Origin of the sequence: Facilibium subflavum, assembly GCF_003574485.1 — a bacterium.
In the GTDB taxonomy this organism is placed as follows: domain Bacteria; phylum Pseudomonadota; class Gammaproteobacteria; order Francisellales; family Francisellaceae; genus Facilibium; species Facilibium subflavum.
The window spans coordinates 1-12,933 of sequence record NZ_QLIT01000053.1; the positions used below are offsets into that span (position 1 = coordinate 1).

A 12,933-nucleotide genomic window follows, 5' to 3' on the forward strand; every position below is an offset into this window, starting at 1 on the left:
ATGCGGCTTAACTTAGTGCCATTAGGCATTACCCTATTTACACCTCTACTATGAGCTAGTCCGACTACCTTGCTAAGCTTATCTCTAGCTTTTTAGGCTCCAAGATAAGCATTCAGAAATAGCAAGGTTCTCCCAAGTTCCAAAGCAATCAGTTCATCTACCCGCTACGGACTCAGACCCCGACACCTCCACGCATACTCGCCTTTACGTATTGCGTAGTGCTGATTTCAGGCATATGAAAACCTTGATCAGGTGCGACGATGGTATATTACGGGGCTCAATACCTTCACTCGCGTTGTGGCTGATAGACCGCCCTTACTACAGCTTCATAATGTTCGTTACCTTGCATTATGTGTAGTTCGGTTCCAGACTGGTGGCTAGCCTTTTTCTGGGCTGGATTGTCCAGCTTGATTGCCTTAGCTTTGCTTGGCGCACTCATATTAGCCCCTCTTTTATTAATTGTTCGAGTACTTGTTTTACTTGATATGGTTTTAATACAGGGGTAGGGTGCGGTTTGTGCAACATAATGGTGTGCTTCCCATCCAAACAAAATCTAACTCTTGAACCACTCGTGTTGCCAGCATTATATTCCTGGTATCCAAGACTAATTAATAATGCTTTTAGTTCAGACCACTTAAAATCTTTGGGTTTTGATTTTAATCGGTTTATTAGTTTTTCTTTTTTACTACCCATGCACTATTATAAACCTACTATTTATAATAAGGATTATAACAAGGCAATCAAAAAAAGCAACTAAAAATAGTTGCTTTTATAGCGCCGCCTGGCTTTCAGAAAACACTCAATTGCAGCTTGGCGGGTCAGCGCTATACTATGAAGCCAAAAAGCCTTTGTTTATTTTGTAAAGATTAAGTTCAAAGTGCCCCACACTTTTTTATGGTCTTCTTTTATTCACTAAATGCTATAGTTATTATTATGTATTGATGAGGAAATTATATGCCACAAGCAAAGAAGCCGCTTTTAGATTATAAAATTAAAGCACCAGCACAAGCCTTAAAAGCGGATAGTAGCTTATTATCTCTTAAGCTTAATTACTTAAACTTGAGAGACTTTCAATGATTGCAGACTGGCTGATGAACAGTATTGCCATTGCAGCAGCAATCCTGGCCTTATGGACGCTTTTTTATAGCAAATGGTTTAAGTCAAATTTATGGCGCGCCACAATTACACCACTTGCCTCTATCATTGGCAGTGGATTTTTAGTATCAACGCCATTACTTTTGCTTATTACAGGAAAATGGGCGCTTGGTATGATGGTTTGCATTATCCTTGTTGCTTATGGGCTAGGTGGCAGTTTGCGATTTAATATTCAACATGCCGAGCCATTAGTAAAATCTACGAAGTCTGCTTGGGTACCACGTATAGAAAAACTATCTCGCCCCGTTTTAGGTTTAGCTTATGCCATTTCAATTGCATTTTATTTAAAGCTTTTATCAGCATTTATTATGCATAGTATTAGCGTGACAAATGTGTTATATGAAAACGGACTGACCAGTTTAATACTGGTATTTATTGGGATTGTCGGCAAGCTAAAAGGACTCTCTATGTTAGAGGATTTGGAAATTTATTCGGTTAATACAAAGCTTGCTATTATTTTCGCAACCATAATTGCTTGTTTTTTATATAATGGCGAACTGCTAATCCAAGGCCAATGGATAATACGAGCCACACCTCACGATAGCCTCTGGATGGCTTTTCGAAAGGTTCTTGGTATGTTGATTATTGTACAAGGTTTTGAGACTTCACGTTACCTTAGTGATGCTTATAGCAGAAAAGTACGCGTAAAAACCATGCGTTATGCACAATTAATTTCAGGTGTTATTTATATCGCTTTCACTGCACTTGCTATGGTTATTTTTAATAACATTGAACATATTGATGAAACAACCATTATCGATGTCTGCAAAGTTGTGGCATCAGCGCTTGCAGTTTTGCTCGTTATTGCAGCCATTATGAGTCAGTTTAGTGCAGCAATTGCAGATACTGTAGGCAGCGCAGGACTTCTTGTTGAGGCAACCAAGCAAAAGCTATCTCTGAATAACAGCTATATTGTTGTGGTTGTTATCGCTTTATCACTGGTATGGCTGACAGATATTAACGAAGTAATTACCATTGCCTCAAAGGCATTTGCTGTTTATTATGCCTTGCAGATTATGATCACCTTAGTCACATTAAATTCAGTAAACTCAACCCGTACTATCAAGGGAATTCGTATCATCTTTTATACGGGGCTACTCTTTCTTATGCTGTTAGTAATTATCTTAGGTGTTACAGTTGAGTAGTAAAGCTATCAAGTTAAAAGCAATTTTCACCTCGTGACAGTCATATCCGATATTGCCATCTTTTGTTTTAATTTCTGCTGTAAATGTGCTTTTACTGCTGGCCATTCACTATCAAGAATGCTGTATACACAAGTATCTCTAAGTGTGCCATTAGCCATCCTGCGGTGGTTACGCAGTATTCCATCTAATTTCGCACCAATCGCTTCAATCGCCTTTCTCGATATTAAATTTAAGCGATGTGCTCTAAACTCAACAGCAATGCATTTTAACACCTCAAAGGCATGTGCCAACAATAACAGTTTACATTCTGCATTCACCGCACTACCTTGCACAGACTTTGCATACCATGTACTGCCTATTTCAAGACGATTTTGGGCATGATCAATATTCATATACGTTGTCATACCCAGAATATTGTTCGTTTTTTGGCAGATAACAGTAAATGGCAACATGCTACCTTGCTGATAAAGGGCTAATCTACGCGTGATTTCCTGGTGCATATCCTCAGGCGTTGGGACAACAGTAAACCATAGTTCCCATAAATTGCCATCTTTCACTGCCTGTTGCAGTCCTGCCAGATGCGCATGTGATAAAAGCACAAGCCTTATCGTTTTTCCGCTTAAGCTGGCAATATTTAATTCCATGTTTTAGTGCTTTTGTACTAATTCATAAGACAGCTACTTATGCTTTTTATTGGAGCTCTCTTTGCTATTCTTGCTATCTTTATCTGCTTTTTTGTCTGTTGCTTGTGTATCTTTTGACATCGCATCAATAATTGGCTTAGTTACATCTGTATTTACTTTATCATCAGAATAGGCCACAGCCTGTGAGCTTAAAATCAAGCTATACGCGCCATCTTTGGCTACTTTTTTCACTGCTGTGTTAAAGCTTGTTTGAAAAGTTTGTGCAATTGCCTGCTCTTGTTGCATCTCGCTTTGGCGGAAGGCTTGCATTTGTGATTGTAGTGACTTTTGAGAATTGTCCAACTGCTCTTTTTGTTTATTTAAATCATCCTGTGTTAACGTTGGTGCATCGTTTTGTAATTTCTGCATTTTTTTCACAAGCATCTGTTGCTTATCTTGAAGCTCTGTCACTTTAGGTTGTAGTTTGTCTTGTAAGGCTTTAATGCTTTGTTCACCCTGTGGCACACTTTGGTAAACTTCAATTGGGTTTACGATACCAATTTTTAATGTTGTTGTTTTACTTTCTGCCGCTATTGCACCACTTATCAATGCTGCTGAGAGTGCTGCTGCTGTGATTACTTTCTTCATTTTTGGCTCCTTTTGTTCATACTTTCAATTAAAAAGTTCGACCCAGTGTAAACTGGAATATCTGTGTTGAATCCCCTGGTTTAACGTTAAGCGGTTTGGCTAAACTAAATGCCATCGCACCCAATGGTGACAACCATCTAAACTCAACCCCAACCGAGTAACGCAGGTTTGAAAACGTTGGTGATGAAGGCGAGCTAGGCTCATACCATAGTGTACCTTGTGGGTATGAGTAGGTATTATAAACATTCCCGGCATCAAAAAACACGCCCAAACGCATATTACGACTGTCTTTAACACCCGGTATTGGGAAGAGAATATCGATATTGGCATAAACGTTTAAGTTACCACCAACAGCGCTACCCTGCTCTGCTGTTCCACCATTTGGCGTATAGGTATCAACCGGCCCCATACCACCTTGAGCAAAACCACGAACAGACCCCCAGCCGCCACCGTAGAAGTTTTGAAAGAATGGAAGCTCATCGGTTTTACCATAGCCATCACCATAACCTGCACCACCTTGAAGAGATAAGGTTATATCACCATATAGTGGATGAAAGTATCCTGCTGATGTTGTGACCTTATACCATTGAAGATCACTTCCTGGAACTGCAGCAGTACCATTTAAGCCAAAAGTTGTGCCATGTGTTGGGAAAAACGCGCGATTAGTTGAGTTATGATTCCAGCCAAGGTTAAAAGTTAATGTGTTAAAATTACTTTGATTACCATTATTTTCACTAAACCAGCTCAAAATACTTGAGGTCCCACCAGTTGGCTGTAATACCTGTGTGTGATCGATACCGCCACCGATGCTGACTGAATCAAACGCAGAAGTCGGGATACTATAGCCAAGTGTCGCACCATATTGATTTAAGCGGTAATTGGCGATATCGGTATTATCATAATCCGTTCTGGATAAATACATACCCATTGTCTGGCTGACACCTGATTGTGTGAAAAACGGGTTGGTGTAAGACATGTTTAAACTTTGGTAAACACTTGAAAGGTTGGCACCAATTGAGAACATATTGCCAGTGCCTAAAATATTAGGCAAATCGAAGCTGCCACCGATCATAAAATTATAAAGCTGTGAATAGCCTAACTGCATACTGACTTTATTCGCACTTCGCTCTTTAATCGCATAATCCATATTGACCATATCATCGGTGCCCTGTACAGGCTGCTTTGTCACTTTGACATCCTCAACAAAGGGCATACGTTGCAATTTAATCTTTGATTGATCAATCATCGACTGATTATAGACACCTGATTCATAGTATTGCATCTGACGACGATACACATAATCATTGGTAACATTATTACCCAAAAAATTAATGTGGTTAATATAGACTTTTTTACCCGGGTCGATATAAAAAGTAATCGCGACAGTTTTGTTATCTTTGTTTACTTTTGGCAATGGATTGACCTTTGCAAATGCATAGCCTTTATCGCCCAAAGCATTTGTCATTGCCTTGGCACTATCAAGGACTTTTTGCCGTGAAAACACTTCTCCGGCATGAATCTGTACCAACTTTTGCAGCTCATCCTTTGGTATGACAAATTTACCTTGAAGATTAACCTTTGTGACCTTATAAACATCGCCTTCTGTAATATCAAATGCAATATAAGCATTTTCCTTATTCGGTGTCAATGAAGCCTGCTGGTTAATAACACGAAAATCAAGGTAACCATTGTTCATATAATAATTGCTTAACCCTTCAACCGAGGATTGCATATTCTGTGGCGAATAGGTGGTATTTGAGCTAAAAACGCCCCAGAAATTCCATATCGATGGTGTTTTTAAGGTAATATTATCCAATAAATCTTTTGCTGAGTAATGATGATTGCCCAGAACATTCACACGGCGAATAACTGCCTGGCGGCCTTCGGCAATATGAATTTTAATCGCCACACGATTGCGTGATTGCTTAATTTGCTGTATATCAACTTTTGTTGAATAATACCCCAGCATCGCATACTGCATCAATAAGGACTGCTTGACCTGAAACAAAACTTCCGGATTGACGATATTACCAACATCAAGCCCGGCTTGTCTTAAGACTTTGCGCATATCTTCGTTTTTAATCTTGTCATTACCATCAAAATCAACCGAGCTTATTCCTGGGCGCTCTTCAAGCTTGACGATTAGCTTGTTATTGTCTTGATAAAGCTGGATATTCTTAAAAAAGCCTGTTTTATAAAGAGATTTAATCGCCTGATTTGTCACTTGTGCATTGACTTCTTGGCCTTTTTGAATACCTAAATCATCATACACCGTTGCCTTTGAAATTCTGTCAAGTCCTTGTATATCAATGTTAGAGACGACAAATTTATCAGCGGCATAAAGGCCGGTTACTGGCATAAAGCCAAACAATGTCAATAATACAATTTTTCTTAATGATAAGCTCAAGCCAATCTTCCTTACTCTCTTTATTTTTTACAACTTCATCAGCAATACACGCAAAAAATTTGTGTTGTAAACGAAACCATAACGTTCTTTGATGGTATATTTAATCATTTGGTTTTGCTATCATCAAGCAAAAAAATCATTTACCAGTAATCTCGTTTGCTGATCGATAGCAATCACTTCATCAATATCCCCTGGCGCATTAAAGTTTGCCTTACTCAATGCTTTTTCAATGTAATCAATGATTTCCAGATATTTAATTTGCCCAGACAAAAAGGCTTCTACCAACACCTCATTTGCTGCATTAAACACGATATTTCCCGCATAGTCTTTATTTTTTAGCAAAGTAAATACAATCTTCAATGCCCCAAAACGGCTCAAATCGACTTGTTCAAACGTTAAGGCTTTTTGCGTAAAATCCAGGTTCGGTACATCAATAAAATGCCTTTTTGGATAATACATTGCATAACCTATTGGGGTTTTCATATCAGGTGTACCCATCTGTGCAATAAAACTGCCATCGCAATATTTTACCATTGAGTGCACAATACTTTGCGGATGAATCAGCACTTCAATATTCTCAATAGGCATGCCAAATAGCCAATATGCCTCGATCACCTCTAATGCCTTGTTCATCATTGTGGATGAATCTACCGATATTTTTCTACCCATCGACCAGTTTGGATGCGCACAGGCTTCATCAGGTGTAACATGTTGAAGCTCCGCTAAAGTTTTCTGACGAAATGGCCCACCAGATGCGGTTAAAATAATTTTTTCAACCGCCCCCTTATCAGCCTTTTTATTAAAAGAAGATAAACACTGGAAAATTGCATTGTGTTCACTGTCAACCGGCAAAAGCAATGCGTTATATTTCTCAACGGCAGCCATAAAAAGATGCCCTGCGGTTACCAGGGATTCTTTGTTCGCCAATAAAATTTTCTTACCCTTTTTAATCGCCTCATAAGTCGGCGTTAATCCGGCAATACCAACAATGGCTGCCATCACCATATCCACTGCATCATCACAAGCAATATCGATAAGCGCCTTTTGACCATATAACACCGTTGTTGTGCTATTTTGTGCTTTAAGCTTTGTGGTTAATTGTGCGGCCAGATCTTTATTGGCAACGACGGCATACTTTGGAGAGAACTGCAAACACTGAGTGAATAAGCGATCAATCTGTGTATGTGCGGATAATGCATAAACACTAAAATCATATGGGTTATCAGCAATAATAGATAAAGTATTTTGACCAATGGAGCCTGTCGCACCTAGAATGGTTATATTCTTCACAACTGCTCTGAAGCCCCATCATTTTGGTCATCAACATCATTCTCTAATCCATCGATGTCATCATCCTGGCTATCAGGGCCAACCACCTGAACACTGACCAGTTTTTCCTGCTCTTTAAGATTAATCAAGCGCACACCTTGCGCTGAACGCCCGGTTTCACGGACTTCATTGGCATGGGTTCGGATAAGAATACCCTGATCTGTCATCAGCATAATATCATCATCTTCATTGACTAAGTTGGCAGAAACCACCAGACCATTTCGTTGAGAAGTTGCAATGGAGATTACCCCTTGTGAACCTCTGGCTGTTTTGCGATATTCAGATACAGGTGTTCGCTTTCCATAACCATTTTCTGTAGCGGTTAACACCATGCCTTTATCTGGCTCTGTCACAATCAAGGCGACAATCGTTTGATTCTCCTGAAGGCGCATGCCACGAACACCTCTGGCCGTGCGTCCCATAGCTCTGACATCTTCTTCATTAAACCGAATGGCTTTGCCGGCATCTGAGAACATCATCACCTCTTGTGCGCCATTGGTTAATTTGACATGCATCAGCTCATCACCCTCATCAAGTGTAATAGCATAGATGCCACCTTTGCGCGGCCGTGAAAATGCTTCAAGATCTACTTTCTTCACGGTACCCTGCCTGGTTGCCATAAACACATGCCAGCCTGGTGTATAATCTGATACAGCAAGCATTGCGGTAATCTTTTCACCGGCCTCTAACGGTAAAACATTATTGATTGGTTTACCCTTTGCACTACGGCCTGCCTGCGGGAACTCATACACTTTGCTCCAATAAATCTTACCAAAAGTTGAAAAGCAAAGCATCGTATCGTGTGTTGAGGCAATACTCAGGTTATAAACAAAATCCTCTGATTTCATTTGTGTTGATGATTTTCCGCGACCACCGCGTTTTTGTGCATTATAATCACTTAATGGCTGCGATTTCACATAACCATCATAAGATAAGGTCACTACCATGTCTTCCTGGCTTATCAAATCCTCATAGCCTAAATCTAATTGTGAAGCGATAATTTCAGAGCGGCGTGCATCACCAAACTGGGACTTAACATCCTCTAGCTCTTCACAAATCACTTCTAACAAGCGATTAATATCTTTTAAGATCTCAATATAACCTTCAATTTTGACAAGAAGCTCTTTAAATTCATTAATAATTTTATCTTGCTCAAGTCCTGTTAAGCGATGTAAACGAAGCTCTAAAATCGCATCGACCTGGGCTTGTGATAAATAGTATTTTTGATCATGAAGCCCATAATGAGAAGCAAGACCATCCACTCTGTATAACTCTTTATCAACACCAACAAGCATTGATTCAACAAGCTTACCATCCCAGCTTCGCTCAAGTAAGGCCTCTTTTGCTTCAGCCGGTGTTTTTGAAGCCTTAATCAAGGCAATCATCTCATCGATATTCGATAGGGCAACCGCCAGGCCTTCTAAAATATGGGCACGTTCTCTTGCTTTTCTTAGCTCATAAATCGTCCGGCGTGTAACAACTTCTTTTCGATGACGAATAAAGGCTTCGATAACCTCTTTTAAATTTAAAAGCTTAGGCTGGTTATCAACCAAAGCCACCATGTTTACCCCAAAGCTTAACTGCATTTGTGTCTGTGCATAAAGGTTATTCAATAGCACCTCTGGCACTTCACCGCGCTTGACATCAATCACAATTCGCATACCGTCTTTGTCAGATTCGTCTCGAAGCTCTGAAATGCCTTCAATTTTTTTATCTTTGACAAGCTCGGCAATTTTCTCGATTAATTTTGCTTTATTTACCTGGTAAGGAATCTCGGTAACAATAATCTGATCACGATCAGTTTTTTTATTCTGCTCAATTGCGGCCTTTGCCCGCATGATAACACGCCCACGACCGGTGTGATAAGCATCAACAATACCGGAACGGCCATTGATATATGCGCCAGTTGGAAAATCAGGCCCTGGAATATATTCCATCAACGCATTAATCGAAAGATCAGGGTTGTGAATCAACGCAATTGTACCATCAATGACTTCATTTAAATTATGTGGTGGAATATTGGTGGCCATACCCACAGCAATACCTGATGAGCCGTTAACTAATAAGTTAGGAACTCTTGTTGGCAGCACATCTGGAATTGTTTCAGTTTCATCATAGTTTGGCGAGAAATCAACGGTTTCTTTATCAATATCAATCAACAGCGAATGCGCAATTTTTGCCATTCTGACTTCGGTATAACGCATCGCCGCAGCCGAATCACCATCCACAGAACCAAAGTTCCCCTGCCCATCGACAAGCATATAGCGAAGCGAGAAAGGTTGCGCCATACGCACGATGGTATCATATACCGCCGTATCACCATGTGGGTGATATTTACCAATAACATCCCCGACAACACGTGCGGATTTTTTATATGCTTTGTTATAATCATTCCCAAGTTCTTTCATCGCATATAAAACGCGGCGATGCACGGGTTTTAAACCATCGCGCACATCAGGCAAGGCACGCCCGACGATCACGCTCATGGCATAATCAAGATAAGACTGTTTTAACTCCTGCTCAATATTGACAGGAAAAACTTCATTGGCAAATTGTGTTGTCATAGAAACGCTAAACCATGTTAGATAAAACAAAAACTAGGCCAAATTATAACATACTTGCCTGCTATGTCGAAGGGAAATCAGGTGACCCTGGCGTTTGATGAAGAAAGCGTGGTTTTTTATGGTAGAGTACAATTTATTTGATCATTAATATCATATGAAGGTGAAACGGCCAAAGAGATATCAGCTAGCGGGGCACTTCCTAATTGTCTTAAAGGCGCACCCTGTAAAATATTTGCCTCAATATCCTCCAAGGAAGTCCCTTTAGTTTCAGGCAATTTAAAAAATACATAAATAAAACCGATCACGCCAATAACCAGAAAAAGTGAGAAAGCAGCTACGGCACCATAGCTTGACAAAATAACGGGAAATAAAAAGGCAACGATGACGTTTGTTCCCCAATTACAAGCCGTTGAGATACCGACACCTGCACTGCGAATTTTTGTTGGAAAAATCTCAGCAGGGATAAGCCAGCAGGCAGGTCCTGTGCTAAAAGCCTGACAGGCAATAAACACAAGCATTGCCACAAGTGTTAACCAGGCCAGTGAAACGGCATTTACATCTTCTGAGAATGCACCAATAATAACGGCTAAGCTTAAAACAATACCAAACAGACCGCTTAACAGTAATTTACGTCTGCCAACTTTGTCGATAATAAGGATTGCAAGCAGCGTAAAAAGTACATTCGTCATTCCTACTCCTAAAGTAGCGAATATTGCTGTGGTATTTTTTGAAAAGCCAGTTAATTTAAATATCACTGGGGCGTAATAAATAATGGCATTAATGCCAACCGCCTGTGTAATAATGCTAATGGTAACGCCAAGCAATAATGGCTTAATGTATTGACGGTTAAAAATAGATGTTTTATTTCTTTCTTTATCAATAATGGTTCTGATTTCATTAAACTCCGCTACCGCCTGGACATATCCATGGATTTTTTCTAATACTTCCTTGGCCTTTTTAGGTTGATTGCGCGCCATAAGCCACCTTGGGCTTTTAGGCAGAAAAACCAGCATAATTAACAATAAAGCGGCAGGAAGCACCCCCATAAGCAGCATAGCACGCCAATTACCAGATTGTGCAAAGACCAGATTAACCACATAAGCAAGACAGATCCCAAGTGTGATTGCAAACTGGTTAAAGGTCACCAAACGGCCACGGATATTTTTTGGTGAAATCTCTGATATGTAAAGTGGTGCTGTAAATGACCCAAGCCCGACAGCCACACCAAGTATGACTCGACCTGTGCATAGTTGATCAATCGAAGTTGACACACCACAAATTAAAGATCCAATCCCAAACAGTATCGCTGTAATAATTAATAAATTTTTCCTGCCATAGCGATCACCAAGCCGCCCACATAATAAGGCTGAGATAAATGCACCAAAGGCCACCGCACTGACAATCAAGCCAACCTGGCTTGACGACAGCATGAAATAAGGTTTAACGAAAATAATGGCACCGGAAATAATCCCAACATCATAACCAAATAAATAACCAAATAAAAGACCAACAATTGCAGCCGATGCAGCAATCATAGGCGTTAATAGTTTACTAAGTTTCATTGTTTTTCCTTAAAATGCAGCCACTTTTTGCTTAACACATTGAAGTTATTCAGCGGCTTTTGATGAATCTGAGCTTTAACATAGGCATGAAGATCAAACCCCTCTTGATTACTGCCTTTTTTCTCAGACGCTGCAGCAAGGCAAATGGCATAGCGCCTGCACCACTTTCGTACCGTCCCTGTTTGATAGCCATATCTCTTGGCAACCTGCGCATAGCTCATTCCCGATAAATGACAATCTTTCAGTACTTTTTCAATTGAATTGCCACTGAGCTTCTCAATATGATTTTTAAAGCTATCAGCATATTGGTTTGCCACCGATACCTCTTGTCCAAATTTTCATTTGATTGCAATCACAAAAGCATATAAGATTTAAAAAGAGAAAAAACTGGTAATTCTTACGGTATTTTGATCATATTTTGGTTTTTTAGTGATAGAAAATAGCCAGCTATTTATCATTATCCCGAAGCCAGTAAATGCCATGGCATCAGCGACTAATAAGAAACCATACCTGTTTTTGAAATAGTTATTTAATTTCAAAGACCATCTAAAAGAACGTATGCCATACGACATATTGATGAGGATCTATTAGACCATGCGTGATTTGTCCCTTTTTGTATCACAATATCTCCTTTTTTCACGAGCGTTTCGTCCTCATCCAGGACTAAAAAAATCTCGCCTTCCAGCACGATTCCATAGTCTATTGAGTCAGTTACATGCATAAAGGGATGCGGGCCATCTAAAATTAATTTAACACCAACGCTTTTTTCAAAAGCCGCTAGCTCATCTGTATTCATTTTTTTAATTAATGTCATCAATTGATTCTCTGGTGGATAATCCACAACCCTGAACATTGAACCGTTTGCTAATGGCTGTGTTGGGATATACCTATTATAAGTCGGGTCTGTATCTGACTTAAGATTTACTGGCATGACATCAGTAGACCAGATATTATAAAATTTAAAGTCTGGCATAATATCTGGCAATGGTGCTTGTACGTTTTGGATACTCATATCCTGCAGTATCGATGACTTACCATTATCTTTAATTGTTGTAACGACTCTTCTGATCATAGGGCTTTCCATATAGATAACGTTCCTTTACTCTGGTTTATGCTACAAAAGAATCATGATGTTAACATTGAAATAGTGTTAATTCCTGGGTAAGCTTTACGCTATTTTAATATTTCCATAATACTACCAACAATCTTCCATGCACTAACACGCCATATAGTTAATTCTGACCACAACAGGGTTGAATGCACTTGATGTTACAACAGCATCTGATGAGATCAATGCAGATTATGGCCGTATAGAAAGCAGAAAAGTTAAAAATACAATGAAATTCAATAAGAAAAAGTGTCCCTAAAAGCGCGCGGGTAGGTCAAGTTGGAGCCCATCCATCTAACTGTGTAAATTTTTCATAGTACTTAAATTCTGCCTTCAAATTTAATTAAAAAATACGGCATTGCTTCACTCCAGCTTCTAATTGGCATTGTCCA

12 protein-coding genes are annotated in these 12,933 nt (G+C 39.6%); 2 read left to right on the top strand and 10 right to left on the bottom strand.

Translation table 11 applies throughout. From position 1 onward, the window contains the following. Positions 1-286: 286 nt before the first annotated feature. Positions 287-439 (bottom strand): hypothetical protein, encoded by a 153-nt coding sequence (locus DNK84_RS14220; RefSeq protein WP_162902112.1) that lies wholly within the window; start codon positions 437-439, stop codon positions 287-289. Continuing rightward, the gene (locus tag DNK84_RS04470) at positions 436-693 is read right to left on the bottom strand and encodes a type II toxin-antitoxin system HicA family toxin (protein WP_119343371.1); all 258 of its coding nucleotides are present in this window, start codon (positions 691-693) and stop codon (positions 436-438) included. The genes DNK84_RS14220 and DNK84_RS04470 overlap by 4 nt, the downstream gene beginning before the upstream one ends. Positions 694-954: 261 nt before the next feature. Here DNK84_RS04470 and DNK84_RS14900 point away from each other — a divergent pair, with 261 nt between their 5' ends. After that, on the top strand, positions 955-1,077 hold the full coding sequence (locus DNK84_RS14900) for a hypothetical protein (RefSeq protein ID WP_268876886.1): 123 nt from the start codon (positions 955-957) through the stop codon (positions 1,075-1,077). Next, positions 1,074-2,300 (top strand): hypothetical protein, encoded by a 1,227-nt coding sequence (locus DNK84_RS04475; RefSeq protein WP_119343372.1) that lies wholly within the window; start codon positions 1,074-1,076, stop codon positions 2,298-2,300. The genes DNK84_RS14900 and DNK84_RS04475 overlap by 4 nt, the downstream gene beginning before the upstream one ends. 26 nt (positions 2,301-2,326) lie before the next feature. Here DNK84_RS04475 and DNK84_RS04480 read toward each other — a convergent pair whose 3' ends face one another. The 8 genes from DNK84_RS04480 to DNK84_RS04515 form a co-directional block, all read right to left on the bottom strand. Beyond that, positions 2,327-2,944: a GNAT family N-acetyltransferase gene (locus DNK84_RS04480; protein WP_119343373.1), complete on the bottom strand. Its 618-nt coding sequence runs from the start codon at positions 2,942-2,944 to the stop codon at positions 2,327-2,329. A 33-nt stretch (positions 2,945-2,977) separates the two neighbouring features. Next, positions 2,978-3,571, bottom strand: coding sequence for an OmpH/Skp family outer membrane protein (locus DNK84_RS04485; RefSeq protein WP_119343374.1), 594 nt, complete (start codon positions 3,569-3,571; stop codon positions 2,978-2,980). Positions 3,572-3,599: 28 nt separating this feature from the next. Next, positions 3,600-5,978 (bottom strand): outer membrane protein assembly factor BamA, encoded by a 2,379-nt coding sequence (gene bamA, locus DNK84_RS04490; protein WP_235826822.1) that lies wholly within the window; start codon positions 5,976-5,978, stop codon positions 3,600-3,602. 123 nt (positions 5,979-6,101) lie between these two features. Further along, the gene (dxr, locus tag DNK84_RS04495) at positions 6,102-7,268 is read right to left on the bottom strand and encodes a 1-deoxy-D-xylulose-5-phosphate reductoisomerase (RefSeq protein ID WP_119343376.1); all 1,167 of its coding nucleotides are present in this window, start codon (positions 7,266-7,268) and stop codon (positions 6,102-6,104) included. Continuing rightward, positions 7,265-9,871 carry a DNA gyrase subunit A gene (gyrA, locus tag DNK84_RS04500; RefSeq protein WP_119343377.1) on the bottom strand — a complete coding sequence of 869 codons (2,607 nt, stop codon included), beginning with the start codon at positions 9,869-9,871 and terminating at the stop codon, positions 7,265-7,267. Before gyrA ends, dxr begins: the two co-directional genes overlap by 4 nt. 116 nt (positions 9,872-9,987) lie before the next feature. Then, positions 9,988-11,433, bottom strand: a complete 1,446-nt coding sequence (locus tag DNK84_RS04505) for a sugar porter family MFS transporter (RefSeq protein WP_119343378.1) — start codon at positions 11,431-11,433, stop codon at positions 9,988-9,990. Then, positions 11,430-11,750 (bottom strand): helix-turn-helix domain-containing protein, encoded by a 321-nt coding sequence (locus tag DNK84_RS04510; RefSeq protein WP_119343379.1) that lies wholly within the window; start codon positions 11,748-11,750, stop codon positions 11,430-11,432. The genes DNK84_RS04505 and DNK84_RS04510 overlap by 4 nt, the downstream gene beginning before the upstream one ends. 218 nt (positions 11,751-11,968) lie before the next feature. Continuing rightward, positions 11,969-12,505 (bottom strand): cupin domain-containing protein, encoded by a 537-nt coding sequence (locus DNK84_RS04515; RefSeq protein WP_162902216.1) that lies wholly within the window; start codon positions 12,503-12,505, stop codon positions 11,969-11,971. Between the last annotated feature and the right edge of the window lie 428 nt (positions 12,506-12,933).